Annotated in this window: 22 protein-coding genes; 5 read left to right on the forward strand and 17 right to left on the reverse strand. The window is 74.5% G+C overall.

The genetic code is table 11. The annotated features are described in order from the left end of the window. Positions 1-3: 3 nt before the first annotated feature. The 3 genes from ACQPXD_RS28275 to ACQPXD_RS28285 are packed head-to-tail and all read right to left on the reverse strand — an operon-like array spanning position 4 to position 5,176. Positions 4-2,964, reverse strand: a complete 2,961-nt coding sequence (locus tag ACQPXD_RS28275) for a BTAD domain-containing putative transcriptional regulator (protein ID WP_432824339.1) — start codon at positions 2,962-2,964, stop codon at positions 4-6. A gap of 46 nt (positions 2,965-3,010) precedes the next feature. Continuing rightward, positions 3,011-4,387 carry an MFS transporter gene (locus ACQPXD_RS28280; RefSeq protein WP_432824340.1) on the reverse strand — a complete coding sequence of 459 codons (1,377 nt, stop codon included), beginning with the start codon at positions 4,385-4,387 and terminating at the stop codon, positions 3,011-3,013. A 24-nt stretch (positions 4,388-4,411) separates the two neighbouring features. Next, complete coding sequence (locus ACQPXD_RS28285) at positions 4,412-5,176, reverse strand: glycerophosphodiester phosphodiesterase family protein (RefSeq protein WP_432824341.1); 765 nt, start codon at positions 5,174-5,176, stop codon at positions 4,412-4,414. A 104-nt stretch (positions 5,177-5,280) separates the two neighbouring features. Between ACQPXD_RS28285 and ACQPXD_RS28290 the strand changes: the two genes are divergently transcribed. Beyond that, positions 5,281-6,831, forward strand: a complete 1,551-nt coding sequence (locus ACQPXD_RS28290) for an Hsp70 family protein (protein WP_432824342.1) — start codon at positions 5,281-5,283, stop codon at positions 6,829-6,831. A 58-nt stretch (positions 6,832-6,889) separates the two neighbouring features. Here ACQPXD_RS28290 and ACQPXD_RS28295 read toward each other — a convergent pair whose 3' ends face one another. From ACQPXD_RS28295 to ACQPXD_RS28310, 4 genes are read right to left on the reverse strand one after another with little or no spacing between them, the layout of a single operon-like run. Beyond that, on the reverse strand, positions 6,890-7,600 hold the full coding sequence (locus ACQPXD_RS28295) for a hypothetical protein (protein ID WP_432824343.1): 711 nt from the start codon (positions 7,598-7,600) through the stop codon (positions 6,890-6,892). An 8-nt stretch (positions 7,601-7,608) separates the two neighbouring features. Continuing rightward, complete coding sequence (locus ACQPXD_RS28300; RefSeq protein WP_432824344.1) at positions 7,609-9,528, reverse strand: dynamin family protein; 1,920 nt, start codon at positions 9,526-9,528, stop codon at positions 7,609-7,611. After that, positions 9,525-10,268, reverse strand: coding sequence for a nucleotide exchange factor GrpE (grpE, locus tag ACQPXD_RS28305; RefSeq protein WP_432824345.1), 744 nt, complete (start codon positions 10,266-10,268; stop codon positions 9,525-9,527). The genes ACQPXD_RS28300 and grpE overlap by 4 nt, the downstream gene beginning before the upstream one ends. A 58-nt stretch (positions 10,269-10,326) precedes the next feature. Continuing rightward, positions 10,327-11,844, reverse strand: coding sequence for a dynamin family protein (locus ACQPXD_RS28310; protein ID WP_432824346.1), 1,518 nt, complete (start codon positions 11,842-11,844; stop codon positions 10,327-10,329). 227 nt (positions 11,845-12,071) lie between these two features. On the opposite strand from ACQPXD_RS28310, the gene ACQPXD_RS28315 reads away from it, so the two are divergent. Together ACQPXD_RS28315 and ACQPXD_RS28320 are read left to right on the forward strand one after the other, a co-directional pair. Continuing rightward, positions 12,072-14,603 carry a LuxR C-terminal-related transcriptional regulator gene (locus ACQPXD_RS28315; RefSeq protein WP_432824347.1) on the forward strand — a complete coding sequence of 844 codons (2,532 nt, stop codon included), beginning with the start codon at positions 12,072-12,074 and terminating at the stop codon, positions 14,601-14,603. 223 nt (positions 14,604-14,826) lie between these two features. Beyond that, a complete protein-coding gene (locus ACQPXD_RS28320) occupies positions 14,827-15,378 on the forward strand; it encodes a LuxR family transcriptional regulator (RefSeq protein WP_432824348.1) in 552 nt (183 codons plus the stop codon). A 311-nt stretch (positions 15,379-15,689) separates the two neighbouring features. On the opposite strand, the gene ACQPXD_RS28325 is transcribed toward ACQPXD_RS28320, so the two are convergent. The 8 genes from ACQPXD_RS28325 to ACQPXD_RS28360 form a co-directional block, all read right to left on the reverse strand. Then, on the reverse strand, positions 15,690-16,451 hold the full coding sequence (locus ACQPXD_RS28325; RefSeq protein ID WP_432843986.1) for a lysophospholipid acyltransferase family protein: 762 nt from the start codon (positions 16,449-16,451) through the stop codon (positions 15,690-15,692). 800 nt (positions 16,452-17,251) lie between these two features. Then, complete coding sequence (locus ACQPXD_RS28330) at positions 17,252-18,001, reverse strand: hypothetical protein (protein ID WP_432824349.1); 750 nt, start codon at positions 17,999-18,001, stop codon at positions 17,252-17,254. Between the two features lie 110 nt (positions 18,002-18,111). Further along, positions 18,112-18,513: a hypothetical protein gene (locus ACQPXD_RS28335; protein ID WP_432824350.1), complete on the reverse strand. Its 402-nt coding sequence runs from the start codon at positions 18,511-18,513 to the stop codon at positions 18,112-18,114. After that, positions 18,510-18,773, reverse strand: a complete 264-nt coding sequence (locus ACQPXD_RS28340; protein ID WP_432824351.1) for a hypothetical protein — start codon at positions 18,771-18,773, stop codon at positions 18,510-18,512. The genes ACQPXD_RS28335 and ACQPXD_RS28340 overlap by 4 nt, the downstream gene beginning before the upstream one ends. 145 nt (positions 18,774-18,918) lie before the next feature. Further along, a complete protein-coding gene (rox, locus tag ACQPXD_RS28345) occupies positions 18,919-20,340 on the reverse strand; it encodes a rifampin monooxygenase (RefSeq protein ID WP_432843988.1) in 1,422 nt (473 codons plus the stop codon). Positions 20,341-20,594: 254 nt separating this feature from the next. Then, positions 20,595-20,948, reverse strand: a complete 354-nt coding sequence (locus tag ACQPXD_RS28350; RefSeq protein ID WP_432824352.1) for a nuclear transport factor 2 family protein — start codon at positions 20,946-20,948, stop codon at positions 20,595-20,597. Positions 20,949-21,093: 145 nt separating this feature from the next. Further along, entirely contained in the window at positions 21,094-21,234 is a 141-nt protein-coding gene (locus ACQPXD_RS28355) for a hypothetical protein (protein WP_432824353.1), read from the reverse strand. Between the two features lie 97 nt (positions 21,235-21,331). Further along, positions 21,332-21,685, reverse strand: a complete 354-nt coding sequence (locus ACQPXD_RS28360) for a hypothetical protein (RefSeq protein WP_432824354.1) — start codon at positions 21,683-21,685, stop codon at positions 21,332-21,334. 169 nt (positions 21,686-21,854) lie between these two features. Here ACQPXD_RS28360 and ACQPXD_RS28365 point away from each other — a divergent pair, with 169 nt between their 5' ends. After that, positions 21,855-23,282, forward strand: coding sequence for an IucA/IucC family protein (locus ACQPXD_RS28365; protein WP_432824355.1), 1,428 nt, complete (start codon positions 21,855-21,857; stop codon positions 23,280-23,282). Here ACQPXD_RS28365 and ACQPXD_RS28370 read toward each other — a convergent pair. Further along, the gene (locus ACQPXD_RS28370; RefSeq protein ID WP_432824356.1) at positions 23,279-25,072 is read right to left on the reverse strand and encodes a substrate-binding and VWA domain-containing protein; all 1,794 of its coding nucleotides are present in this window, start codon (positions 25,070-25,072) and stop codon (positions 23,279-23,281) included. The genes ACQPXD_RS28365 and ACQPXD_RS28370 overlap by 4 nt on opposite strands. 87 nt (positions 25,073-25,159) lie before the next feature. On the opposite strand from ACQPXD_RS28370, the gene def reads away from it, so the two are divergent. Continuing rightward, positions 25,160-25,663, forward strand: a complete 504-nt coding sequence (def, locus tag ACQPXD_RS28375; RefSeq protein WP_432824357.1) for a peptide deformylase — start codon at positions 25,160-25,162, stop codon at positions 25,661-25,663. Here the strand turns inward: def and ACQPXD_RS28380 are convergent. Further along, entirely contained in the window at positions 25,641-26,795 is a 1,155-nt protein-coding gene (locus tag ACQPXD_RS28380; protein WP_432824358.1) for a type III PLP-dependent enzyme, read from the reverse strand. The two genes, def and ACQPXD_RS28380, sit on opposite strands and share 23 nt — an antisense overlap. Between the last annotated feature and the right edge of the window lie 37 nt (positions 26,796-26,832).

Raw genomic sequence — 26,832 nt, forward strand, 5'->3', positions numbered from 1 at the left:
AGCCTACTGCCCGCCGAGGGCGCGCAGACTGGCAGCGACGTCGTCGCGTTCGGTGATTCCCATCGCGTCGTAGAGGTCGAGGGCGGTCTGCAGCCGCTGCCGGGCCAGCCGCGGCTCGGTGGTGCACAAGCCCAGCCCGTGGTAGGCGCGGGCCTGCTCGTAGCGGTAGCCGCTGCGCATCGCCCGCTCCAGGGCGACGGCGTGCTGCAGCTTGGCGTCGTCGAGCCGGCCGATGGCGTGCAGGCCGGCGCCGAGGTTGTTCGCGGCGAGGCAGGCGGTGTACGGGTCGAGGTGCTCGGCCTGCTCCTGGGCGGCGTGCAGCAGCCGCAGGCCCTCGCCGACGTCGCCCAGCGCGATGAGGCTCAGCCCGAGGTGGCTGCGGGCCTCGCACGGGGCGGCCGGGCCGATCTCGGGGCTGGGGTGGTCGGCGATCCAGCCCAGCAGCAGCACCGCGAGCCGGTGCCGGCCGAGCCGCTGCCGGATCAGCCCGAGCTCGAGGACGCCGGAGGTGATGAGCTGCGGCGCGCCGCCGACCCGGCCGGCGGCGATGGTGTTGCGGGCGGAGGCGAGGGCCTCGCCGGTGCGGCCGAGCAGCCGCAGGACGGTGGCCAGGCAGCTCCACTGGCCGCCGAAGACGACGGCCTCGTTGGGGTAGATCGCCCGCAGCGACGCCTCGAGCAGGTCGAGGGCCTCGCCGAGGCGGCCGGAGAACTGGTACACGGCGGCGAGGTTGGTCTTGGCCCGGTTGCCCCACACCGGGTGTTCGACGATCCGGGTCAGGTGCTGGGCGGCCTCGTCCTGGTAGCCGGCCCGGGCGTAGGCGGAGGCGAGGTAGTTGTGGGTCATCGCCTGCAGGTCGTCGTCGCGAAGCGTCTCGGCGGCGGCGAGGGCGCGGCGGTGCAGGTCGATGGAGACGTCGTTCATCGAGTTGCGGAACAGGTAGCTCCACAGCGCCCGGGTGAGCAGGCAGGTGTGGCGGTGCAGGCCGAGGCGGTCGGCGAGCTGGGTGGCGCCGACCAGGTTGCCGATCTCCAGGTCGAGCCAGCGGCGGGTGGCGGCGGTGTCGGCGAAGCGGGGCACGGACGGCAGCAGCTGGGCGCCGTCGAGGGGGCCGCGGCGGCGGCCGTGCTCCCAGGGGCGGGTCGCCTCGGCGGTGGACTGCAGATAGAAGTCGAGCATGCGGCGGGTGGCGGCGTCGCGCTCGGGGTCGGCGGCGGCGAGCTGGGCGGCGTACTCGCGCAGCAGATCGTGCAGCCGGAACCGGCCGGCGACGGGCTCGATGAGCAGGTGCGCGTCGACGAGCCGGCCGAGCAGCTCGTCGGTGTCGCGGATCGGCCGGTCGGCCAGGGCGGCGGCGGCCCGCATCCCGAACTCTCCGGAGGGGTGCAGCCCGGCCAGCCGGAACAGCCGCCGGGCGGGCTCGTCGAGCTGGCGGTACGACAGGTCGAACGCGGCGTGCGGGCTGCGCCCGTCGACGGTGAGGTCGATCGGGGCCGGGTTGGCCTGGCGCAGCCGCTCGGCGAGGTCGGCGACGCTCCACGACGGCCGGTGTGCCAGCCGCGCCGCGGCCAGCCGCAGGGCGAGCGGCAGGCCGCCGCACAGCCGGACCACCTCGGCGGTGGCGTGCGGGTCCTGCTCGGCGCGTTCGCCGACGACGGTGGCGACGAACCGGGCGGCGGCGGTGTCGTCGAGCACGTCGAGGGAGACGCTGTGCGCGCCGTCGATGCCGCCGAGCCGCCGCCGGCTGGTGATGATGACCAGGCTGGCGGAGGCGCCGGGCAGCAGCGGGGCGACCTGGCCGGGGTCGGCGGCGTTGTCGAGCACGACGAGCATCCGCCGCTGGGCGAGCTCGCTGCGCCAGCGGGCGACCCGCTCGTCGGGGTCGGCGGGGATCACCTCGGCGTCGACGCCGAGGTGGCGCAGCAGCAGCCCGACGGCGTCGTGGGCGGCGACCGGCGGGCGTTCGCTGTGGGCGCGCAGGTCGACGAAGAGCCGCCCGTCGGGGTAGCGGTCGGCGGCCAGGTGTGCGACGTGCACGGCGAGGCTGGTCTTGCCCACCCCGGCCATGCCGTCGACGGTGAGCACGACGGGCAGGTCGTCGCGGCCGGCGCCGGCGGCGGCGAGCCGGGCGACGAGGTCCTCGCGGCCGGAGAAGTCGGCGATGTCGCGGGGCAGCGTCCACGGGGTCGGCGCCGGCGCGGCGGGCCGGGACGGGACGGCGGCCGCGGCCGGGGGCGGGGCCGGCTGGGGTTGCAGCAGCCCGCGGTAGAGCTCCTGCAGCGGCGCGCCGGGGGCCAGGCCGAGCTGCTCGTCGAGGGCGTCGGCGAGGCGCAGGTAGACGGCGATCGCGTCGGCGGTGCGCCCGACCCGGGCCAGGGCGGTCATCAGCTGCCCGTGGAGGCGCTCGCGCAGCGGGTGCTGCTCGGCGAGGCCGGTGAGCTGGCTGATCAGCTCCGCTTGCAGGCCCAGCTGCAGCTCGACGTCGAGGCAGTCCTCCAGCGCCGCGTGGTGGCGCTCCTCCAGGGCCACCGCGGCGGCCTGGACGCTGGGGCTGTCGACGCCGGCGAGGGCCGGGCCGCGCCACAGCTCGAGCGCGTCGCGGAGGTGCTTGCGGGCGGTGTGCAGTTCCCCGGCCGCCATCGCGGCCCGCCCGTCGGCGACGAGCTGGGCGAAGACGAGCGTGTCGAGCTCGTCGTCGGCGACGACGGCCCGGTAACCGGCGGTGTCGGTGTGGATGGTGCCGGGCAGCTGCCGGCGCAGCCGGGACACGCAGGTGTGCAGCTGGGCCCGGGCGGTCACCGGGGCCGCGTCGCCCCACACGGCGTCGACCAGCCGCGGCAGGGTGACCACCCGGTTGGGCTGCAGCAGCAGCATGACGAGCAGGACCCGGTCCCGGGCCGCCGAGATCTCCAGCCGCCGCCCGGCGACCTCGACCTCCAGCGGACCGAGCAGCCGGTATCGCACGACCCGAACAGTAACCCAGGGTGTCACCGAGGCGACAGCCGCCGGTTCACAGCTTGGCGGGCGGGGTGTTGCCGGCCTGCTCGATCGCCCGCCGGATGGGTACCGCGGCGAGCGCGACGAAGCCGGCGATGAAGAACACGAGCAGCGACACGATCGCGACCCGGTAGCTGCGGGTCATGTCGTAGGCGAGGCCGAACAGCAGCGGCCCGAGCCAGCTGGTGCCCTTGTCGGAGATCTCGTAGATGCCGAAGTACTCGCCTTCCTTGCCCTTGGGGATGAGCTGGGAGAACAGCGACCGGGACAGGGCCTGGCTGCCGCCCAGCACCAGGCCGATGGCGCCGCCGAGGATGACGAACGGCACCGCCTGCCGGGCGGGCAGGAAGAACGCGACCAGGATGACCAGCGTCCACAGCACGAGGCTGACCAGGACGGTCTTCCACGCGCCGATGGCCCGGGCGAGCCGGCCGAGCAGCAGCGCCCCGGCGAAGGCGAGGAACTGCACCATGAGGATCGTCGGCACCAGCACCGAGTCATCCAGGTGCAGCTCCTTGGTGCCGTACTGGCTGGCCAGGGAGATGACCGTCTGGATGCCGTCGTTGTAGATGAGGTACGCGACGAGGAAGAACAAGGTCAGCGGGTACACCTTCAGGCCCTTGAGGGTGTGCCACAGCTGGCGGAATCCGCCGGTGAGCACGTTGCCGGCGGCCGCGGCCGCCTCCGGGTCGGTGACCGGCCGGTTGCGCAGGGTCAGCAGCGGGATGGTGGTGAACCCGGCCCACCACACGCCGGCGGAGACGATGCTGTAGCGGGCGACCTCGCCGGTGGACAGGCCCAGCTTGCTCTTCAGGAGCACGGCGGCGACGTTGACCAGCAGCAGCAGGCCGCCGCCGAGGTACCCCCAGGCCCAGCCGAAGCTGGACACCCGGTCCCGGTCCGCTTCGGCGGCGATCTGCGGCAGGAACGAGTTGTACACCACGACGGAGGCGCCGAAGGCGATGTTGGCCAGCAGGAACAGCCCGGCGCCGAGCAGGTAGCGGTCGCCGGTGAGGAACAGCATGCCGGCGGTGGCGGCGGCGCCGATGTAGGCGAACAGCGCGAGGAGCTGCTTCTTGCGCGGCGACCGGTCGGCGATCGCGCCGACGACCGGCAGCACGAACACGGTGAGGAACACCGACAGCGACACCGTGTAGGGGAACAAGGCGCCGGGGGCGATCGGGATGCCGAGCGGGTGGATGACCGCGGTGTCGCAGGCGTCGTCGCTGCAGCCGGCGGCGGTCTCCGCGATCGAGGTCAGGTAGGGGCCGAGGAAGACGGTGATGACCGTGGTGGAGAACGCGGAGTTGGCCCAGTCGTAGAAATACCAGCCGGTCCGCTCGCGGCGGGTGCTGCTGGGTGGCGCCTGCTCGGCGACGGCCTGCTCCACAGTGGACCTTTCCTCGGGTGGCGGTCAGTGCCAGATGCCGCGCGCGATGTACACCTCGCGCAGCACCTCGATGTGATCGGTCATGATGCCATCAACACCGAGGTCGAGGAAGTGGCCGATCTGCTCCGCGTCGTCGATGGTCCACAGGTGGACCTGCAGGCCGGACCGGTGGCAGTGGTCGATGAACCGGCGCCCGGCGAGGCGGATCCGGCCGTACCGCGGCGGGATCTGGACCGCCACGACGCTCGCGGCGGGGGTGTAACGGCGACCCACCTGGAACGCCGCCCACAGCGCGGCGACCTCGCGCATGCCCATCGACGTGGCCACCGACGGTCCGGCGGCGGCACGCAGCCGGCGCAGCCGGGCCGAGGAGAACGAGGCGAGCAGGACCCGCCCGTGCGCGTTGAGCCGTGCCACCGCCTCCACGGTGGGCCGCACGGCGTGGTCGGTCTTCGCGTCGATGTTGAACCGGATGTCCGGATAGGCGTCGAGGACCTCGTCGAGGCGGGGCACCGCGGCGGCGCCGCCGACGCGCTCGGAGCGCAGGTCGGCCCAGCGTAAGTCGATCATCCGACCCGGACGTCCCAGCAGCCGCTCCAGCGTGTCATCGTGGAACACGACCGCGACCCCGTCGGCGGTGGCGTGCGTGTCGGTCTCGATGTATCGGTAGCCGAGTCCGGCCGCACGGGCGAACGCCGCTGTCGTGTTCTCGTCACCGGCCGACGCCCCGCCGCGGTGGGCGAAGCCCAGCGGTCCTGGCGCGTCGAGGTAGGGCACCTGCTGTCTCACGCGGCCAGTATGCAGCGATCTCCGGTCAACTTCGCGCAACGGCGGGTTACGGCAGGCTTGACGGCCGACGCAGAGCGTGGAACGGCAAAGGTAGGGTGACGCACATGCGCGTGCTCGGCATCGACTTCGGCACGTCGAACACGGTCGCGATGGTCCGCACGGCGGACACGCGGATGCGGCCGCTGCTGTTCGACGGTTCCCCTCTGCTGCCCTCTGCCCTGTATTTCAACACCGACGGGAAGGTCCTGGTCGGCCGGGACGCCGAGCGCAACGCGCGGCTCGACCCGGCCCGCTTCGAGCCCAACCCGAAGCGGCGCATCGACGACGGCGAGGTGTTCATCGGTGAGCATCCGATGCCGGTGCCGCGCCTGTTCGCGCACGTGTTGTCGCAGGTGAACACGGAGGCCCGCCGGCAGCTGGGCGGGGCGCCGGACGAGGTGCGGCTCACCCACCCGGCGCGGTGGGGCGAGCGGCGCCGGTCCCTGCTCATCGAGGCGACCCGGATCTCCGGGCTGGGCACGCCGCGGCTGATCGCCGAGCCGGTCGGCGCGGCGTCGTACTTCACCGCTGTGCTCGGCTCGGCGGTGCCGGTGGGGCGCAGCCTGGCCATCTACGACCTGGGCGGCGGCACCTTCGACGCGACCGTGGTGCGCCGCACCCAGTCCGGCTTCGAGGTGCTCGCCGAGGACGGCCTCGCCGACGTCGGCGGCCTCGACTTCGACCACGCGATCGTGGAGCACCTCGGCAAGACCTACTCCGACAGCCACCCGGAGAAGTGGGCGGCGCTGGCCAACCCGGCCGACGCCGCCGACCGGCGGCTGCGCCGGATGCTCTACGAGGACGTGCGCGGGGCGAAGGAGATGCTGTCGCGGACCGCGTCGACGGACATCCACCTGCCCTCGATGGAGATCGACGCGCACCTGACCCGCGAGGAGCTGGAGACGCTGGTCCGGCCGTATCTGGAGCGGACCGTGGCGTGCCTGCGCCGGGCGATCGAGTCGGCCCGGCTGCAGCCCAAGGACCTGGTCGGGATCTTCCTGGTCGGCGGCTCGTCCCGGATCCCGCTCGCGGCGCACCTGATCCACACCGAGCTGGGCGTGGCCCCGACGACGCTGGAGCAGCCGGAGACGGTGGTGGTCGAGGGGGCGCTGTGCATCGGCGCGGCGGTCACCCCGGCCCGCGCGTCCGGGACCCCGCGGCAGGTGACGCCGCCGCCGGTGCAGACCCGCCCGGTGACCCAGCCCCCGCCGGTCCAGCCGCGGCCGGTGCAGGCGGCGCAGCACGCCCCGGTGTCGGCGGCGCCGATGTCCGGGGTGCCGGTGTCGCCGGCGGTGCAGCGCCCGCCGGTCGTGCCGCCGCGGCCCCCGGTCGTGCAGCAGCCGATCCAGCAGCGCCCGCAGGTGCAGCCGCAGCCGGTGTTCCGCCCCCAGCCGCAGCCCGTGGTCCAGCAGCCGCCGGTCCAGGCGCCCCCACCGGTCATGCAGCCGGTGGTGCAGCAGCCGCCCCGGCCCGGCCCGTTCCCGCCGCAGGCGGCCCGGCAGGCGCCGGCGCAGCAGGGGGAGGCGTCGGAGCGCAACTGGATCGCGGTGATCGTCGTGGTCCTGGTGCTGGTGGCGATCCTGTTCGTGATCCTGCTCGTCACAGCCCTCAACTGACGGCGTCATCACACAGCGGCGGCGGTACTCGTACCGCCGCCGCTTTCGTTTGTGCTGGTTACTGGGGGGCCCAGAAGGTGGCGAGGCTGCTGGCCGCCGGGTCGTCGGAGCCCAGCAGCAGGCTCCACGGGTCGGTGCCGGGCGGCACGTCGACGCCGGCGTAGTCGGCCAGCCCGCCGGGCTCCGGCGCGGCGGGCCCGGCGCCGGCCGGGTCGTAGGCGGCGGACAGGTCGTGGCCGGGGCCGCCGAGCACGTCGGCGTCGGTCCACGGGAACCCGTCGACGGGCTGCGGCGGGTCCTGCAGGTGCAGCTCCTCGGGGAACTGCACGTCGTGCCAGGCCGGGTCGTCGGCGTGCGCGTCGATGTCGGGGTCGGTGCCGAACGCCGCCTCGGGCTCGCCGGCCTGCACGTCGTGCTGCGCGTCGTCGTGGAGGTCGGCGCCGGCCGGGTCGTGGGCGGACTCGTCGTAGCCCGGGTCGGGGTCGTGGTGCAGGGCCTCGTCGTACTCGGCGGTGGCGTGCTCGGTGCCCAGCGGCTCTTCCAGGTCGTCCCCGCCGTGGTGGACGTCGAGGTGCTCGCCGCCCTCGGCGCCACCGTATTCGCCGTGCAGGTAGTGGTCGCCGTCGGCACCCGTGCCGTAGTCGCCGCCTTCGGCATCGGTGCCGTAGTGGTCGCCGAAGTCACCGTGCAGGTCGTGGCCGCCGTCGCCGCCCAGGTCGGCGGTGTCGGCGTCGTCGCCGCCCTCGGACCATTCCCAGTGCCCGTCCATGGAACCCCCTACGCCTCGGCCTGCGCTTCGCCCGCATCGCCGGGTGCGTTCGGGGTGAGCGCGCGGATGCGCACCAGCACCTCGTCGACCTGCTTGATGCGGGAGCGCAGGCCCTCCCGTTCGGTGTTGAGCGCCGCCTTGCGCTTGCCGCGCTCGGCCTTGTCCTCCGCGAGGGACTTGTCGATGTTGGCGATGTGCGCGTCGAGCTGCTTGAGCCGCCGCTCGATGGCCTCGTCGAGGGCCAGGGTCAGCGCGTACTGCAGGTCGGTGAACCGGTGCATGATCTCGTCGGACAGCGCGGCCCGGGCCTCGCCGAGGACCTCCCGCAGCCAGGAGCGGGCCTGGACCTTGTCGGCCATGCTCTTGCGCTTGAAGATCATGTAGGCGCCGGCGGCGAGGCCGAGGCCGACGCCGACGACGGGCAGGACGAGCCCGGCGCCGGCCAGCCCGATCGCGCCGAGCGCGCTCGCGCCGCCGATCATGCCCGGGACGCGGGCGGCCATCATCGCCATACCGGCCGAGGACATGACGACCATCGCGCCGTCACCCGACTGCTCGCGGCGCGGCTTGGTGCCCAGGGCGTGGCGCAGCCGGGCGTTGAGGCCGCGCAGCACGTGCTGCAGCTCGTTGGGGTGGAACACCTGGGCCAGGACCCGCTCGCCGACCTTGCGGAAGCGGAACTCGAGGTCGTGGGACAGCCGCACGGAGAGCGCGTACAGCGCCTTGTCGACCTCGGCGGGCAGCTCCTGCATGTCGCCGCGGCCGCCCTTGTCGATCTTCTCCATGAACTGTTCCTGCAGCTGCGTGATGTAGTTGCGCAGCCGGGTGGTGGCCTCGACCCGGGCCCGCTGGGTCTCGGTGGACAGCGCCAGGGACCACTGCCGCGACTCGGTGCGCTTGCGGGTCGCGACCTGGGCGCGCTCCTCCTTGGCCCGCTCGGCGTCGGCCGGGTCGGGGTCGGTCGCCTTCATCCGGTCGCCGAGCTCCTGGTCGACGCGGATATACTCCGAGCGCACCGAGCGCAGCACGTTGGCCTGGGCCAGCAGGTGGCCCTTGCTGGCCAGGTCGATGAGGGCGTGCTGGAGCTCGGCGATGCGCGACTCGCGGATCAGCTCGCCGGCGGCGTCCTTCGGCATCTGCATGGCCAGCTCCGCCAGCCGGGCGGAGACCGGGAACCACGGCGCGGAGGCGAACCGGGGCGCGTGGGTCTGCAGCTGGCCCTTGTTGTCGGCGAGGATGGTGCGCCAGCCGGGGTAGGCGTCGACCTTCGTCAGCGCGAACAGCACGAAGTTGACCTTCTTGCTGGCCTCGATGAGGAAGTTCATCTCCGGCTTGGAGAACGGCGAGGACGAGTCGACGACGAACAGCAGGGCGGTGGCCTTCTCCACCGCGTCCATGGCCACCTCGGCGTGCATCGAGTCCAGCCCGCCGGTGCCGGGGGTGTCGATGAGCGTGAGGTACTGCAGCAGCGGCGCGGAGTGGTGCACCTCGATCCGCCGCGGCGGGCGCATCCCGTCGGGCAGCCGGCCCAGCACGGTGCCCCAGTCGCGCAGGTCGCCGAGGCCGAGCGGGACCGGGTCCTCCCGGCCGGGGATGTAGGCGCGGGCGCCGTGCTGCGGGTTGTGCATGAACTCCAGGTAGGAGGCGGTGGCCACGGCCGCGTCGACCGGGGACAGGTTCGGCACGCCGATGAGCATGTTGGTCAGCGAGCTCTTGCCGCGCTTGGTCTCGCCGACCACGACGATGCGCGGCCGGACCACATCGCGGCGCCGCTCGGCGTCGATGTCCGCGGCCGCGTCCGGGTCGATCTTGCGCAGGTAGGCGAGGCTGCCCTCGACGCCGGCCTTGAGCAGCTTGCCCAGGGCGGCGGTCGGGTCGGCGGGCTTCTTCGCCGCCGCCCCGGCGGGCGGGTTGGAGGTCGAGGTCATCGTGGCTGCTCTCTGCGCGGCTGCTGCGTGGTGTGCTGGCTGGTGCGGACGGTCGGCTGCGCGCCGGTCGGGCCGCCGGCGCTGCGGCCGGACTGGAAGACGGTGACGATCGGGGCCCGCAGGACCCGCCCGTCGCGGTCGACGTAGCCGGGGACCTCCACGCCGGAGATCTGCCCGTTGAGGCCCGGGTCGTTGGTCGGGGTGGTGCCGCCGGCCTCGTGGTGGGCCGGGTCGAAGCGCACCCCGGTCGGTTCCAGGGTGGTGACCCCGGCCTCGTGCAGGGCGGCGCCGAGCCGGTCGCCGAGGGCCTTGCTGGTGACCCGGTCCCGCACGTAGATCGACGCCTGGACCAGCGCCCGCCGGTCGGCGTCGGCCTGGCCGCCGCGCCCGGCCGGGGCGGACACCGGCGCGGCCGGGCGGCGGGAGGACAGCAGCAGCAACAGCAGCAGCGCGGCGCCGACGAACAGCGTGCCGACGAACGCGACCAGGGCCGGCTTGACCCCGAACGACTCCTGCGAGGTGCACGCGGGCACCGGGGCCTGCGCGGTCTGCTGCACCTTGTCCGGCTCCTCCTGCGGTGTGCCGCTCTTGGTCTCCGCCGGCTTCGGGGACAGCTGGATCGTGACCGTCCGCTCGGGGCAGTTCGGCTCGCCGGCGAGCAGGCCGGTCGCCGCGCCGGTGAGCACCGAGATGATCAGTGCGACGGCGACCGCGACGAGGCGCAGGCTGTTGGAGGACATCTTCGGCTCCTGGGGGTGGGGGCCTCGGTAACTGGCTGGGCTGGGTCGTGCCGCACGGTTATCGGACATTGGCCTGGCCCCCGCCGCGGATGCGCTGGGACAGCAGGTAGAAGCCGCGGTGCGCGACGAGCGCGACCCGCGACTGGGAGGGGCTGGCGCCGGCGACGGCGTACGCGCGCCAGCGGGTCGCCGCGTCCAGCGCGGCGCGGACCATCTGGTCGCGGTCGGCGCTGGGCAGGTTGAGGATCCAGCCCGGGTCGTTGGACAGCGCCAGGCGGGTCAGCTCGCCCTCCATCTGGTCGGGCAGGTCGACCGCGCCGGTGGTGACCAGCTGGGCCACCTCCAGCAGGCGCAGCCGGTGCGACTCGGGCTGCTGCAGCACCCGCTCGATGGCGTCGCGCAGCAGCTCCCGGTCGTGCGGCCGCTCCGCGTGGCTGGCGATCTTCTCGAGGCTGGACAGGGCCCAGCCGGCCTTGATCGCGTCGGTACGCCACCGGAAGGCGTGGTCGAGGGTCTGCCGCAGCCGGGGGAAGCCCGAGGCCTGGAACAGCATCCGGACCAGCTCGCCGGTGGCGAGGGTGGGCTTGGCGACCAGCTGGGCGATGGCGAAGCTGATGCCGTAGAGGTCCAGCAGGCGCAGCAGCCGCTCCCGCGACTCGCGGGTGACCGGGCACTCGCGGGTGGTGAACAGGTCGACGGAGGCCAGCAGCACGGTCCGCTCGCCCTGGGGCAGGGCGGCGAGCTGGCGCAGGGCCTCGCAGTCGGCGGCGGTGAGCCGGCCGGCCTCGGTGGTCTCGGCGAGCAGCCCGACGACCGGCACGACGTCGGAGACGACCCGGCGCAGCACCTTCGACTGGTCGTTGGCCAGCGGCGCGACGATCGGCCACGGGTCCTGCCCGCCGCCGGCGAGCTTGTCGACCTTGTTGAACAGCCCGAGGGAGTTGATCGGGTTGCTCGACAGCCGGGCCGAGATCGACCGGAACGCCTCCAGGGCCTGCACGTCGTCCTCGCGGACGGACTGCGTGAACACGTAGATGATCGCCTCGGCGCCGGACAGCGCGCCGGCGGAGTCCGAGTCGAGGTCGTCGTCGATCGGCGCCTCGGAGAACAGGAACCGGCGGGCCTGGTCGGACACCGACGTGTTGGCGCTGGACAGGCCGGGGGTGTCCACGACGGTCAGGTCGCGCAGGTGGTCGCTGGTGAGCGTGACGTCGACGTAGGCGACCTCGTGGCGGGCCACCCCGAGGCGCTGCGGGATCATGCCGGCCTCGTCGAGCGGGAGGCTGACCCGGGCGCCGTTGCGCTTGACCACGTCGACGCGGTCGGACGTGCCGTAGCGGAACTGGGTGACGATGCGCGTGCACTCGCCGACCTCGGTCGGCGCGACCCGCCGGCCGATGAGGGCGTTGACCAGGGTGGACTTGCCGGACTTGAGCCGGCCGGCGATCGCGACCCGCAGCGGCTCGCCCAGCCGCCGCCGCACGTCGACCACCTGGGCCTGCGCCGCGCCGCCGAGGCGGTTGCCGACCTCGGCGCACAGGTCGCCCACCCGGGAGCTCAGCGGTCCTGGAGCCACGGCGTCAGCTCCGCTTCGCGGCGCGGCACAGACTGATCACCGACTGCGCGAGGCCGGTGGGTTCAGCCACAATGCCGACGTACCCTCGGGTGTCCAAGGGGTGGACCTCGCTCATTCTTCGCTCCTGGGTGCGATCAGTACCGTCATGTCCCGCACGTACGGCACACACATTACGAATATCCTGCGCGCGCAGGATCCCATGTTCGTGCCAGGAATGGAGGCTTCCCGTGCCTGAGGCACCGACTGATGAGCCCGCCGCCGCCCCGGCGGCCGGGTCGGCGGTGGTCGGCCGGGCGAGTGTTCCTGCCGGGGCGTGGCCGCCCGCGGAGCTGACCGCCGCGGCCGTGGAGGCCCTGCACAACCCCGGTCTGGTGGTCATCGCGGGCGCGCCGGGCACGGGCCGCACGAGCGTGCTCAAGCGGCTGGGGGAGTCCTTCCGGGGTCCGGTGTTCAGCGGCGGTGCCCTGGCGATGCTGCGCGGCGTGCCGGCGTTGCCGCTGTCGCGGGCGGTGCGGGTGCGACTGCCGTCACACGAGGCACCGCTGCTCGCCGAGGCCGTCCGTTCCCGCGTCCGTAACGGACTGTTACTGCTTGACGACCTCCAGTGGGCGGATCCGCTGACGATCGCCGCACTCCCGGCCATCGCCGAACACTGTCGGATTGTTGTCACATTGCGGACACCCCATCGTCTCCCCGGCGACGCCGAACGCGCCCTGCGCGCCGCCGCCCAGCAGGCCGGGGCGTGGCTGGCGATGCCGCCGATGCCCCCCGACGCGGCCGCCGCGCTGGTCCGCCAGCTCGCCCCGTCGGCCTCCACCGCCGTCGTCGCCGACCTGGTCCGCCGCGCCGGCGGCGTCCCGCTCGCCGTCGCCGCGCTGGCCAAGCACGTCGCCCAGGGCGGCACCCCCCGTGACACCGGCGACGGCCTCGACAAGGGCCTCGCCTACACCGTCGCCGGCGCCCTGGCCGACCTGAACCGCCCGGCCCGCACCGCCATGGCCGCGCTCGGCCTGCTCGGCCGGCCGGTCACCGCCACCGTCCTCGGCGAGGGCCTCACCGAACTGGTCGAGACCGGCCTCGTCGAGCTCACCGAGGGCGTCGCCGCGCCCGTCTCCCCGTACACCGCCGAGGTCGCCGCCGGCCTGCTCGACACCGCCGAGCGCGCCGCCCTGCACCGCCGCCTCGCCACCCTGGTGCCGCCCCGCGAGGCCGCCCGCCACCTGGCCGCCGCCGGCGCCCCCGCCGAGGCCTACCAGGTCGCGGTCACCGCCGCCGCGGCCGCCGAGTCCTCCGGCGACCGCGCCGAGCTGCTCCTGCTCGCCTGCGACCTGCCCGGCGTCGACGCCGAGCCGCAGGTACGCACCGCCGCCGCCCGCGCCGCCCTGGCCGCCGGCCGCCCCGGCTCCTGCCTGCGCGTGCTCGACCCGGCCACCACCGACCCGGTCGCCGCCGTCCTGCGCGGCGAGGCCCTGCTGCAGCAGGGCAACCCGGTCGCCGCCGCGGCCGCCGTCACCGCCGTCACCGACGACGCCCCCGCCGAGGTCATCGGCGGCCGCGACCGCATCCGGCTGCTGTCCATGCTCACCACCGACCCGTCCGGCGCCCTCGCCCGCGCCGACGAGCTCCTCAAGATCCACGGCGACGCGCCCGCCCACCCCGGCCTGCGCGCCGCCATCGCCGCCGTGCGGGCCGGCACCCGCGAGCCCGGCTGGGAGTACGGCCTGGCCTCCGCCGCCTCCGCCGCCGGGCAGGCCGGCGACGCCCTCGCCGCCCGCTGGTCGGCCTGGCTGCTGGTGGAGACCCTCACCGCCGACGCCCGCCTCGCCGAGGCCGCCCAGGCCGCCGCCGCCGCGGCCGCCGCCTGCGCCGGCGACCTCGCCTACAGCTGGCAGACCCGCTTCCTGGCCGCCCAGCTGTGGTGCGACGCGCTGCGCGGCGCCGAGATCGACGAGGTCGTCCGCCGCGCCGGTGACCTCGCCGACCGCACCCTGCCCGCCCTCGCCCGCGGCTACGCCGTCGCCGCGGCCAGCCTCGCCGAGGCCGACGGCGGCCTGCTCGCCCCCGCCCGGGCCCGCCTCGAGGCCCTGCGGAACCGCCCCGCCTCCGCCGGCCCCGTCCTGGACTGGGTCTCCCGCGAGGCGGCCTGGCTCGACGGCCGCCCCGACCTGGCCTACGAGCCGGGCCAGGACAGCGCCCTCGCCGGCTCGCCGCTCGTCGACGGCCTGCGCCGGATCACCGCCCGCTGGGCCGCCTACGACGCCGGCGTCACCGCCGACGCCGCGGCCGCCGACGCGCCCCTCGCCCCGGTCCGCGCCACCCTGGAGGCCTGGAAGGCCCCCGACCGCTTCGCCGAGGCCGCCGCCGCCTGGCACGAGCTCGCCCGCCGCGAGGAGGTCCGCTGCCTGCTCGCCCAGGGCCTGCTCGAGGACGCCCCGCAGCAGGCCGTGCCGCCGCTGCTGGAGGCCGAGCGCCTCGCCGAGGAGGCCGGCCTGATCGTCCTGCTGGGCCGCGCCCGCCGCGCCCTGCGCCGGCACAGCATCCGCCGCGACACCCGCGGCCGCCGCGCCGGCGACGAGCTCACCGACCGCGAGCGCGACGTGCTGCGCCTGGTCGCCAACGGCGAGCCGACCCGCCGCATCGCCGGCCAGCTGGGCATCTCCCGCGAGACCGTGGAGACCCACATCCGCTCCGGCATGCGCAAGCTCGGCGCCCGCACCCGTACCGAGGCCGCCGCCCTGGCCATCGAGGAGCTTGGATGAGTAGCGCGGCGGTCTTGTGCACCGCGCCCCGTTCATCGCATGGTTGGCGCATGGCTGCTGGTTCTGGCACCGCCGCTGGTCCGCGTGTGACTGCTGGTTCCGGTGCGGCCGGTGACTTCCGGCGGATAGCCGATGGTCCGGGGACGGCTGGCGGTTTGCGGCCGGCCACGGCGGTCGGCGGGCCGGGCACGGCGGGCGCCGGCCGCGCCGGATCGGGCCGCTGATGGCCGGCGACCCGGCACTCGCGCCCCGGTACGTCGTGGCGAACGGCGCGGACGCCACCGCCGTGCTGCGCCGGCTGGCCCGGGCCGGCTGGACCACCCGGGAGGGCTTCGCCCTGACCGACCAGAACTGGGACGTCTCCGACGCTCGCCTCGCCCTGTTCGGCCGCGTCGCCGACGCCGACACCGCCGAACTGGCCCTGCTGGCCGCCGCCCGCGGCGCCGGCATCGTCGCCATCAGCGACGCCGCCACCGAGATCGGCCGGGCCCTGCTGGCCGACCTCGGCCGCATCGGCCCGGTCACCACCGACCCCGACGCCGACCTGGGCACCGCCCCCGCCGAGGAGGCCGGCGGCCCGGTCCTGGCCCCGGAACAGCGCGCCCTGCTGGAACGCCTGGCCGGCGGCGAGACCATCGCCGCGGCGGCCGCCGCGGAGTTCCTGTCCCTGCGCACCGCCAACCGCCGCATCGCCGAGGCCCGCGAGGTCCTGGGCGTCCGCACCACCCGCGAGGCCGTCCTGGCCTACCTCCGCCTGCGCCGCGAGGGCGCCTGACCCCGGCCCGCCAACGCCTCGCCGCCGCGCGAGGCGCACGGCCTCGGCCCGATTGCCGGCCCCGACCGTGCTCGCCGGCGGCGACGTGAGGGCCCGCCGCGAGACGACGATGCGCGGGCCTGATCAGGGCGGCAAGGCTCACGGCGGCGGCCAACGAGCCGGACGGTAGCAGCCGGCGGGCGGGACAAGTGGCGGTCAGGCCAGGGCGGCATCGGTCGACGCGAGGCGGTGGAGGTCAAGGCGGGGGCAGCGTTCGCCGAGGTGGTGGCGGCCTGCGCGAGGTGTGACGGCCCCGCGCGCGGCGGTGGAGGTCAGGCGGCGGGGCGGTGGCGGCGCTGCAGGCTCAGCGGCCGGACCGGGTCGATGTATCGGGGCAGCCGCGGTTCGGCGGCCCGCAGCGGCCGCAGCTCCGCCGTGATCGCGTCGATGATCCGCTCGGTGGCCCGCTGCGCCGCGCCCGGCGTGCGCGGGTCGATGCCGGACAGGTCCACGACCGCCCCGAAGTGGACCCGCACCACCGGCCGGCGCAGCAGCGAGCGGAGCGCCGCGCTCACCATCGGCCCGAACCCGCCCCAGGCGACGACCTCGTGCGCCCCCCACTGCGCGACCGCGACGACCGGCACCCCGGTGGCGAGCGCCACCCGCGCCATCCCGGTCTTGCCCCGCTCCGGCCACATCCCGGGGTCGAGCGTGATCCGCCCCTCCGGGTAGCCCAGCACGTGCGCCCCGCCGGCCAGCGCCCGGGCCACGTCGTCGACGGCCGCCGCGACGTTCGCCTGCCGCCGGTTGATCCGGATGTGCCCGGCGGCGCGCATCACCGGCCCGAGCACCGGCGCCCGGAACAGCCCGCCGGTCGCCATCAGCCGCGGCGCGAGCCGCGCCACCCGGCACGCGGCGGTCACCGCGACCGGGTCGAACGGCCCGACGTGGTTGACCGCGAAGATGACCGGACCCTCCCGCAGCGCGGACGGCACCTCACCGCTGACCCGCAGCCGCGCGACCGGCACGACCACGCACCGCGCCGCGGCGAGCAGCACCCGCCACGTCCGCGGCACCTGCCACCGCTCCACCACGGCCCCGCCACCAACCGCCGGATCCGCACCCACTGTCGCGTCACCGGACGACGCCACCTTGCTCACCTGCTGTTGTCCATCCTGCCCGGCCGCCCCGGCAGTCGCGATGATCGTCCCGTCGCCCACCGCTGCCGTCCATCCCTGACCTGGTCCACCGCGGCCCCGCCGGCCGCGCGCTGTTGTCGTGCGGAACGTGCGCCGCGGCGCCGCTCCTGGAACGGTAACGCCGCCCTCCGGCCGGCTTACCCCCGCCACCAACCGAGCCGCGGTGACCGTAAGTCACCGTGATCATGCTTGTCCATCCGCCGACACCACGTGTTTTTCGTGATCCCGGAGACAAAATGTACCCATAGGTGCGATATGTCTCCGTGATCATCAAAAACTGCTGGTGCCGGCCCGGCCTCGATCATGATCACGGAGACATGTCGCTCCCGAAGCCTTGCCGCCGCCGTCCGCGCCGGCACAGCGGAGCTGCTAGCCCCTGACCGCGCTCAGCGCGGCGTCAAACGTCGAGGCTTCGGGCACCCAGGCGACCCGCGAGACTTTCGCCGCGCGGGTGCGGCGCCATGCCTCGCGCGAACCTCGGGCGCCCCCGGGGCACGGTTGGATCCGGTAAGAGACCAACCCGGGCCCGCCCGGCTGCGCTGCTGACGAACCCCGGGCGGGCCTGGCGCCGCGGCACAGGCGCCGATCGAAGACGAGCGGTCGCTGTTCGGCGCGAGTAGCCATGTCCTCACCGGCACCCGCCCCGGTTGCGCTGGGCGCGGTGCGGGGAGCCGGGGCCGGGGGAGGTGGCCCGGCTACTCGGCCTCGCGGAGCTCGGCCAGGCGGGCCTCGATCTCGGCCAGCTCGGCGCGGAGGCGCTCGGCCTGGGTCTCGGCCTCGGCGCGGGCGGCGGAGACGATCTCCTCGACGGCCTCGTGCACGCCGGGCACGTCGAGCATCGCGACCATCTTGAGGGCCTCGCCGGCCTTGATGACATATGGCTTGGCGAGGGCCTTCGCGCCCTGGTTGGCGGCGACGGTCCACTCGCCGTCGGCGTAGGCGAGGGTGACGGTCAGGCCGGCGGGGGGCTTCGGCTTCGCGGGGGCGGCCTTCTTCGCCGGCTTGCCCGCCGTCTTCGCCTCCGTGGCCGGGGCGTCGGCGGTGGCCGCAGGCTCCGCGACGGCGTCGGCGGCGGGAGCCGGCTCGGGGGAGGAGGTCGGGGGAGCGGGGGACTCGGCAGGGGCGGCGGCAACGGACAAGGCTGGCACGGGGCTCTCCTCACGAGGTGCGGGAACGGCAGGGGCGCGCTTGACCGGCGCGGCCTTCGGCGCGATCGCCAGGTCGGCGGGGGAGAAGGGCAGCTCGTCGCGGCCGAACCGGACCACGACCCACTCGTCGGACAGCTCCGGGTCGGTCAGTGCCACGACCTGCCCCACCTGCCCGGCGATCTGCCCCGCCTGCTCGGTGAACACGACCTTCGGTTTCCGGCCGGCTGCGAGGGTGTCCCGGATCTGCTCCAGCTCCACCGTCGACAGGCCCTTGGCCGCGGTCCGTGCGGCAACCATCGCAACCCCTCCAACCCGTCAGTCGAACATGTGTCGGAATAGTCATACCAGCCGCCTACGACATTTTCCGAGCGCGACACACCGTACGACAGCGGGAACGACGACCGGATTCAGGGCAGCTCGTCGATCTCCGCCTGCGGGTCCAGGGTGCGCAGCATCGCCGCGCGGTCGGTGACGATCGCCCAGCCCGGCCGGGCCTGCGCGCGGCGCACCACATGCGCCGCGGCGACCAGCGCCGGGCCGCCCTCGCCGGCGAACAGCGCGCCGCTGTCCACCGCGTCGGCCGCGGTCAGGTCGTCCACGACCACCACCGGCAGCGCGAGCAGCACCTTGAGCACGTCGTAGTCCTTCGGCGACGTCTGCGCCCACGCCTCGGCCAGCGCCGCCGCCGGCACCGCCAGCACGACCCCCTGGTCGACGGCGTGCCAGACGATCGCCGAGCTGTACGGCTTGCCCGCCACGAAACCCAGGATCGCCGAGCTGTCCAGGATTCTTCCCCCGACCGCGGTCACGACACCGGCCCGGTCGCGGGCGCCACCCCCAGCACCTCACGCGCCCACGCGTGGTGCTCCGGGTCCAGCCGCACGCCCCGCTGCGCGTACAGCTCGTTGAGGGTCATCAGCGCCCGGTCCCGGGCCAGCCGTCCCCGCACCGCCTCGGCGACATACGCCGACACCGACTCCGCACCGCCCGCGTCGACGAACCGCCGCACGGCCGCGGCGTCGTCGGCGGCCATCGTCACCGTGACCCGCTCCTTGCGCACCTCACGCATACGCACAGGGTAGCGGCCGCATACCTCCCTCACCTAGCGTCGCATCACCCGGCCGGGGGAAAATCCTGCCCACCTGCGAAGATCGGGCCCGAACGTCCGAAGACCCGGCACCCTCCGTGACGACGTCCCACCGTCCAGCGACGAGTCAGGCGGGCTCGCCGAACCAGCGGGCGAGATGCCCGTCCAGGTCCCGCTGATCGTCGCCGATCCAGGCGACGTGGCCGTCGGGGCGCAGCAGGACGCACGGAACATCCAGGGCCGCGGTGGGATCCCCGAGGTGGTCGACCCGGTCCGACCAGCCGCCGGCGGTCAGGCGTCCGGTGCGGTCCAGCAGCAGGCCGCGGCCGCGGTGCAGCAGACCGTAGAGGCGGCCCTGGTCCACGTCGATGTCGCGCAGGCGGCGGCCGAGCAGGTCGGGGCCCGCGCCGAAGTCGTAGCGGATGCCGATCCCGGTGATCTTCTCGATCAGACGGCGGTTCACCTCGTCGAAGTCCATCAGCTCGGTGAGCAGCCGGCGCACGGCCCGCGGGCCCGGTTCGGCGGACAGCAGTTCCGTCTGGGCCCGGGTGTTGTCCAGCACGTCCTCGGCGACCGGATGCCGTTCGGCCTGGTAGGTGTCCAGCAGCGGTGCCGGCGCCCAGCCGCGGACCTGCGCGGCCAGTTTCCAGCCGAGGTTGAACGCGTCCTGAACACCCAGGTTGAGGCCCTGCCCGCCGATGGGCGGATGGATGTGTGCCGCATCGCCGGCCAGCAGCACCCGCCCGACCCGATACCGCTCGGCCAGCCGGGTGGCATCCCCGAACCGGGACAACCAGCGCGGGGAGTGCACCCCGAAATCCGTTCCGGCGATGGTACGCAACTGTCGCCGGAAATCCTCGAGCGTCGGCGGTACCGCACGATCGACGACGCCGGCGGCGGGAACGACGACGCTGTAGACCCCCGCACCGAAGGGCCGCAGCCAGAATCGCTGATGGGTCTCGCGGACCTCGGCCACCTTGGCGGCGATCTCCTCCGGCGGCACACCCACTGCCATCTCGCCCATCAGCGTCTCGTGCCGCGCCGGCTCGCCGGGGAAGCCGACGCCGAGCAGTTTGCGCACCGTGCTGCGCCCGCCGTCACAGCCGACGAGATAGCGCGAACGCAGCCGTTCCCCGCCGGCCAGTTCGACGGTCACACCGTCGTCGTCCTGCTCGAGCCCGGCCACCGCACAACCGCGCCGGACCTGCGCGCCCAGTTCGACCGCATGGGCTTCGAGCAGGTGCACGATGACCGGCTGCGGGATGCCCAGCAGATAGGCGTACGCGGAATCCAGGCCCGCGGGCGCGGGTTTGTCGATGGCGGCGAAGAAGCCGCCGGCCGGCCGCCGTCTGCCGTGTGCGGCGATGCGGTCCAGCAGCCCGCGCATGGCCATCAGCTCGATACTGCGAATATGCAGACCGACGATGCGGACGAACGACGCGGGCTCGGTTTCCTGCTCCAGGACGAGGACCCGCACATCGTGCAGCCGCAGCTCGGCGGCCAGCATCGCACCGGTCGGACCGCACCCGGCAATGATCACGTCGAACACAGTGTGCATCAGGTGTTGCCTTTCGGGAGTGCCTGTTGGCGAGGCGCTCCCGGCGACACCTACGTCAATCGCCCGGCCGTGACGGCAAGGGAGAGCACCCAGATCGATCCAGCGTTCATGGGTCTCACCTCCTCGGGCGGTGTCACGGTCAGCTGGAAGCTACAAGCCCGGGCACATCCCGTCCAGTCATTTCCCGCTGCCGCCCGTCGATGTTCGATAATGTACATTATGTCAACCTGGCGGGGTGCGGGTGGCTAGATCGCCGGGCGGTAGAAGAAGGTGCGGCGGCGGGCGATCCGCCCGGCCCGGATCTCGTACCAGTCGGCGAAGATCTCGTTGAGCGGCACCCCGGCGTGGGACATGCCGTCGAAGCGGCCCCAGCAGAAACCCTGCCCGTCGATGGACACGCACCGGTCGACCTGGTGGCGGCCGGCGGAGACGATGCAGCGGCGCTTGTAGAACGCGACGAACGCGTCGGCGCCCTCGATCGGGGCCACGCCGGGCCGGTGGTAGACGACGTCACGCGTGACCAGGTCGGTCAGGCCGTCCCAGTCGCGCTTGTCGATCACGGTCAGCAGGTTGGAGATGAGCCCCGGATCGTCGTCCATGCCCTCCATGACACGGCCCGGCCCGACCCGGGTCAACGCCCCACCGGCCGATGTTTACACCCGGAAACCGGACCGTAACGCCGCCGGTGGGGGCGCAGACTGGAGAGAGGGTGCGCCGGCCGTCGGCGTGCCGGCGCGCCCTTCGCTACCCGGCCCGCTGTGGCCGGGCGTGGCCGCGGCGCGGGCCGGCGACGACCCACCGCATGACGATCTGCTCGCGGCCGGCGACGCTCAGGCCGGCCGGACGGACGGTCCACTGCGCGTGCGGGCGGTGAACAACGGACATCGTGACAACCTCCACCGTGGAAACCGGATGTGTACTGCCCGGTCACACGGCGGCGGCCGCGGGCGTGTTCAGCGCTGCCCGCGACCCGACAGTCGGCTCAGACGGTGACGTCGACGTGGTGCCCGTCGTCGGCGGCGGAGACCGCCCGGGTGGCCTCCTCGGCCGGCTCCGCGGCGGTGCGGGAGGCGGCGAACGCCATGATGAACGACCACGGCGGCACGGCCCCGGTCGCGTTGGTCACCGCGCCGGTCGGTGACAGGTGGTAGCCGGTCGCGCCGGCGATGGCGGCGCGGTCGCCGGGGGTGAGCTTGCTCAGCACCTGCTGCGAGGCGGGCAGGCCGCCCTTCGGCGGCGGCGCGGTGGCCTCGATCGCCGGCGGCCGGGCCGGCTGCGGCGGGGGCGCCGGCGGCTGGGCGGCCGCGGTGCCGACCGACACTTGTCGAATCTCCATTTTCGAGCCTCCCGAAGCGTCCGTGCTCCAAGCTGATCCTCGCCTACATCACAGCATTCGCGCAGGTGAACCGGCAGCCAGGTGGTCGGCGCGGGAAAATCCGGCCGTTCGGAGGACCTTGATCACACCGGTCCCAGCCGCCCCGGGGCGCTCCGCCTAGACTCCACGGGTGGACGCACCCGACGTGGAGGAGACCGGGCGTGTGCTCGCGGCGCACCGGCCCGGCCTGGCCGCCGGTTTCGCCGCGGCGGTACCACGCGCCAAGGCCGCGGTCCTGACCCGCCTGTGGGGTGCGCTGTGGCGGGAGGGCATCGTCGCGCCGGCACGGCTGGGTGGCGGGCCGCCGCCGCTGTTCGGTCCCCCGCTCCCCCGGGTCGTCGCCGACGGCGTCGCCCACGACGACCCCGGCGCCCTCGCCGCCGCACTGGGGCTGCCCGGCGGGTTCCGGGTGGAGCTGGACAACAGCGTCGCCAACCTGGCCCTCGCCCTGGCCGCCCCGCCCGGCCCGGCGCAGCCGGGGCTGGTCGCCGCCGAGCAGGCGATCGCCGACGGCCATCCGCTGCACCCGTGCTGCCGCACCCGGCTCGGGATGAGCACCCTCGACGTGCTCGCCTACGCCCCGGAGCACCATCCGGTGGTGGCGCTGCGGCTGGTCGACGTCGACCCGGCCCGGTGGCGCACCGCGGGCCGGGCGGTGCCGCCGCGGCTGCCGGTGCACCCGTGGCAGCTGCCGAGGGCCCTGGCCACCGGCCTGGTCCGGGACACCGGCGTGGACGTGCCGGCCCGGCCGCTGATGTCGCTGCGGACCCTCGCCCCGGACGGCCCGGGGTGGGCGGGCCGGCACGTGAAGACGGCGGTGGAGGTGCAGATGACCAGCGCGGTGCGGACCCTCTCCCCCGCCGCCGTGCACAACGGGCCGCTCGCGTCGGCGCTGCTGGCCGGGCTTTCCCGCGGTACCCCCCAGATCAATGTGCTGGCCGAGGTCTCCTCCGGCACCGTGCTGGACGCGGCCGGCGAGCCGCAGCGGGCACTCGGCGCGGTGTGGCGGCAGGCCCCGCCCGGGGATGCGGACGTGCTGCCGGTGGCGCTGCTGCCGCACCGGCCGGACCTGCTCACCCCGGGGTTCTTCGCGGCCCTGGTGGAGCTGATGGTGCCGCCGCTGCTGCGGCTGCTCGAGCTGGGCGTGGCCCTGGAGGCGCACGGGCAGAACCTGCTGGTGGAGGTCGCCGGCGGGCGGCCGGTGCGGCTGCACTACCGGGACCTGGGCGGCATCCACGTGCACGCCGGGCGGCTGGCCCGGGCCGGGGTGGAGATGCCGCCGCTGGTGGGGGCGCTGCCTACCGGTGACGAGGACGCGCTGCGGGCGAAGCTGCTCGCGTCGGCGTTCGCGACGGTGCTGTCGGAGCTGGTCGCGGCGCTGGGCGGCGGGCCGCAGCTGTGGGACCGGGTCGCGGTGGTGGCCCGCGGGTCGGTGGCGGCGGGCGACGCGGCGGCGGTGCTGCGCGGGCCGTGGCCGCTGAAGGCGACCACGGCGATGCGGCTGGCCGCCGACCCGCTGGCCGACCGGTGGTGCCAGGTGCCGAACCCGCTCGGCTAGACCTTGCCGAAGATGGCGGTGAGCAGCACGTCGTTGATGTCGAAGGCGGTTTTCGAGGTGTACAGGGTGCCGCCGCTGACCCGGGAGATGTCCTGCAGGGCGGCGAGGTCGGCGTCGTCGCCGTAGCCGACGGTGACGATCGGGACCTTCCGGTCGCTGCCGGCGTTGCCGGCCAGTTTGGCGTGCAGCTGCTCGAGGCTGAGGCCGCCGGTGGTGTCGTCGTTCTTGCCGTCGGTCATGAGCACGACCAGGTTGGTGGCGCCGGGCTGGTAGGCGTCGGCGACGGCCTGCTGGGCGGCGGCCGCGGTGTCGTAGAGGCCGGTGTCGCCGGCCGGGGTGAGCTTGTCGATGGCGGCGAGCATCTGGTCGCGGCGGGTGCGGCCGGCGAGCTGGTCGCCGACCCGGCCGATCGGCACGAGCGGCTTGTAGTCCTGGGTGCCGGCCTGTTTCGTGGAGAAGACCCACAGGCCGGCGTCGACGCCGTCGTCGAAGAGGGCGACGGCGCCGTAGGCGGCGTCCTTGGCCAGTTGCATGCGGGTCTTGCCGGTGCCGGGGACCTGCTCGCCCATCGACCCGGACACGTCCAGGACGAGCAGCAGGTTGGTGGGGCGGGTCACGGCGGTCCAGGTGTCCATGGACTGCTTCACCGACTCGGGTATCAGCACGGCCCGCGGCACGGTCTTGATCCGGGCGGTGAAGGAGGTGCTGGCGGCCAGGGCGGTGCCGCCGACCCGGTTGGGGTCGCGGTAGCCGGCGTCGAGGAACACCTTGCGCCCGGCGGGGCCGCGGGCGTAGGCGAGGAACGCCTTGGCGACGGCCTGCTTGTCCTGCTGCGCCCAGGGCGCTTCGAGGATGAGGTAGGGGTTGTCGGCGTCGGCGCTGCCGTTGGACGGGTACACGGCGACGAGCGGGGTGTGCGGGTCGGCCTTGTTGTAGGCGAGGACGTCCTGCTCGAGCGCCGGGAACGCGGAGATGTACCGCAGGCCCTGCTCGGCGCCGGCCTGGTCGGCCTTGGCCAGGCCGGAGAGCAGTTCGGCGGTGGTGGGCGTATACACCGCCCGTTCCTGCTTGAGCTTGGCGAGGGTGGCCTGCTCGTCGGGGGTGACCTCGCCGTCGTCGTTGCCGTCGAGGATGGCCATGAGGGCGAGCAGCCCGGCGGTGGACTGCAGCGGGTCGCTCATGCCGAACCGGAACGGCCCCCACTCGGGTCTGTCGTACTTCGCCCAGCCCTGCGGGTCCGCCGCCACCTTGTTGATCATGTCTTGCCAGGAGATCTCTCCGTCGGGCCAGCCCAGCGCCTCGGCCATCGGCTGCGGCATGGCCAGCACCGAGGGGGTGCGGGCGAGGCTGGGCTGCAGGTCGGGCATCATCCGCTCGGCGATCGCGGCGGTGGAGGCGCGGCGCACCCAGGCGCTGGAGTCCGGCACCCACACGTCGGGCGGCGTGCCGGTCTTGGCGTCCCACTCGGTGCCCAGCGCCTGCGCCATGACCCCCGTGTCGCGGCTGGACACGGCCACGTGCGCACACTGCCCGGCGACCTCGGGATGGTCGCCGCCCCAGGTGACGGCCAGGCCCTCCAGCAGGGTGGCGGTGGCCGGCGACGCGACGACGCTCGCGGTGATCGAGCCGGTGCAGGTGTGCCGCAGCAGGTGCCCGGCCGCCCAGGTCCCACCGGCGACGGCCAGCGCGACGACGAGCCCGCCGATGATCCACGGGGTCAGCCGGATCCGGCGCCGGGCTGGGTCTCGGCGGTGTGACCGCACGTCGGCCCGTTCGGCCGGGTAGGCCATGGAGGTGCCTTTCGGGGTGGGCGAATCGGCACAGTGTAGGCCCTCGTCAAGACCGGTTCGCGTGGCCCTTGACGTACCCTGTGACGGGTGACGATCCGGCCGATCCGCATCCTGGGCGACCCGGTGCTGCGCACCCCCGCCGACCCGGTGACCTCGTTCGATGCCGAGCTGCGCGCGCTGGTGCGGGACCTGCTCGACACGCTGACCGGCGAGCCCGGCCGGGCCGGGGTGGCGGCGCCGCAGATCGGTGTGGGCCTGCGGGTGTTCTCCTACGGCGCGAACAACGTGCGGGGCTACCTGATCAACCCGCGGATCGTCGCCCGGTCCGGGCTGCAGGACGGCGACGAGGGCTGCCTGTCGATCCCCGGGCTGGCGTTCCCGACGCCCCGGGCGATGCAGGTCACCGCGGAGGGCGTCGACGAGCACGGCGAGCCGGTCACGGTGACCGGCAGCGGGCTGCTGGCCCGGGCACTGCAGCACGAGACCGACCACCTCGACGGGGTGCTCTACATCGACACCCTCAAGGGCGACGCCCGCCGCCAGGCGCTGCGGGCCGTGCGGGCCGGGTTCAACCCGTCGCCGCGATCCTGAACGCCGGGTGCGGCAGGCGCAGGAAGTCGTGGTGGGCGACCTCCCACCCGTAGGCGCCGGTCCGCGCGAACACGACCGTGTCCCCGGCCCGGATCCGCGGCGTCGGCTCGTCGCGGGCGAGCACGTCACGCGGGTTGCACTGCTCCCCCGCCACCGTCACCGCCGCGCCGCTGACCCCGGGCCGCTGGAACGGGTAGGGCCACCGCTCGGCCGGCAGGACCGTGAACGGGTGGCTGTACCCCCAGGACGCCGGCAGCCGGAAGTGGTGCGTGCCGCCGCGGATCACCGCGAACCAGGCGCCGTGGCTGCGTTTGACGTCGGCGACCTCGGCGGCGTACCAGCCGGCGGTCGCGGCCACGAACCGCCCGGGCTCGACGGCGAGCCGCGCCCCGTCGCCCAGCGCCACATCCCGCAGCCCGTCGCGCAGGGCGGACAGGTCGAACTCCGCCGCACCCGTGACGTCCACCCCCAGCCCACCACCGGCATTGATGATTGGGTTTGGTACCGCGTGTGCCCGGGCGGCGCGCACGCCCCACACGGCGCAGTCGCGGAGGTAGGCGGCGTGCGCGGCGGCGTCGAGGTTGTTCGACACGGCGTGCAGGTGGAAGCCGAGCAGCGTGTGCCCGTCCCGCGCGGCGACCCGCACCGCCTCGCCGAGGTCGTCCTCGCCCATCCCGAACGCCGACGGCACCCCGGTCATGCGGTGCGTGCCCGGCAGGGCGGCGTGCGCCCGGTTGACCCGCAGGCAGATCCGGGCCGGCCCGGCGACCGCGCCGAGCCGGCGCAGCTCGTGCAGGCTCTCCACGTTGAGCACCGCCCCGGCCGCGACCGCGGCCCGCAGGTCGGCGTCGCTCTTCGCCGGCCCGCTGTACAGGACGAGTCCCGCCCCGCCGTCGACCGCGGCCGCGAGCTCCCCGGCGGAGGCGACCTCAAGCCCGTCGCCGGCCTCCAGCGCGGCGGCGACGACGGCCGGGTGGCCGTTGGCCTTCATCGCGTACGCGATCAGCGACCCGGCCGGCAGCGCGGCGCGCAGCGCTCCGATCCGTTCGCGGACGGTCTCGGGGTCGTAGACGTACACCGGTTTCGGCCCGTCCTCGATCGCCCGGACGACCCGCTCGGGGATGGCTGTCACCGCACTCCGTTCTGCGCCGCCCCGGCACGCACAGTAA

It is taken from the genome of Dactylosporangium sp. CA-092794 (assembly GCF_050948465.1).
GTDB lineage: Bacteria > Actinomycetota > Actinomycetes > Mycobacteriales > Micromonosporaceae > Dactylosporangium.

Bases quoted from the DNA above. Each gene is read 5' to 3' on its own strand.
- ACQPXD_RS28290 (WP_432824342.1), top strand. From the start codon at position 5,281: ATGCGCGTGCTCGGCATCGACTTCGGCACGTCGAACACGGTCGCGATG.
- ACQPXD_RS28295 (WP_432824343.1), bottom strand. From the start codon at position 7,600: ATGGACGGGCACTGGGAATGGTCCGAGGGCGGCGACGACGCCGACACC.
- ACQPXD_RS28300 (WP_432824344.1), bottom strand. From the start codon at position 9,528: ATGACCTCGACCTCCAACCCGCCCGCCGGGGCGGCGGCGAAGAAGCCC.
- grpE (WP_432824345.1), bottom strand. From the start codon at position 10,268: ATGTCCTCCAACAGCCTGCGCCTCGTCGCGGTCGCCGTCGCACTGATC.
- ACQPXD_RS28320 (WP_432824348.1), top strand. From the start codon at position 14,827: ATGGCCGGCGACCCGGCACTCGCGCCCCGGTACGTCGTGGCGAACGGC.
- ACQPXD_RS28330 (WP_432824349.1), bottom strand. From the start codon at position 18,001: ATGGTTGCCGCACGGACCGCGGCCAAGGGCCTGTCGACGGTGGAGCTG.
- ACQPXD_RS28340 (WP_432824351.1), bottom strand. From the start codon at position 18,773: ATGCGTGAGGTGCGCAAGGAGCGGGTCACGGTGACGATGGCCGCCGAC.
- ACQPXD_RS28350 (WP_432824352.1), bottom strand. From the start codon at position 20,948: ATGGACGACGATCCGGGGCTCATCTCCAACCTGCTGACCGTGATCGAC.
- ACQPXD_RS28355 (WP_432824353.1), bottom strand. From the start codon at position 21,234: ATGTCCGTTGTTCACCGCCCGCACGCGCAGTGGACCGTCCGTCCGGCC.
- ACQPXD_RS28360 (WP_432824354.1), bottom strand. From the start codon at position 21,685: ATGGAGATTCGACAAGTGTCGGTCGGCACCGCGGCCGCCCAGCCGCCG.
- ACQPXD_RS28370 (WP_432824356.1), bottom strand. From the start codon at position 25,072: ATGGCCTACCCGGCCGAACGGGCCGACGTGCGGTCACACCGCCGAGAC.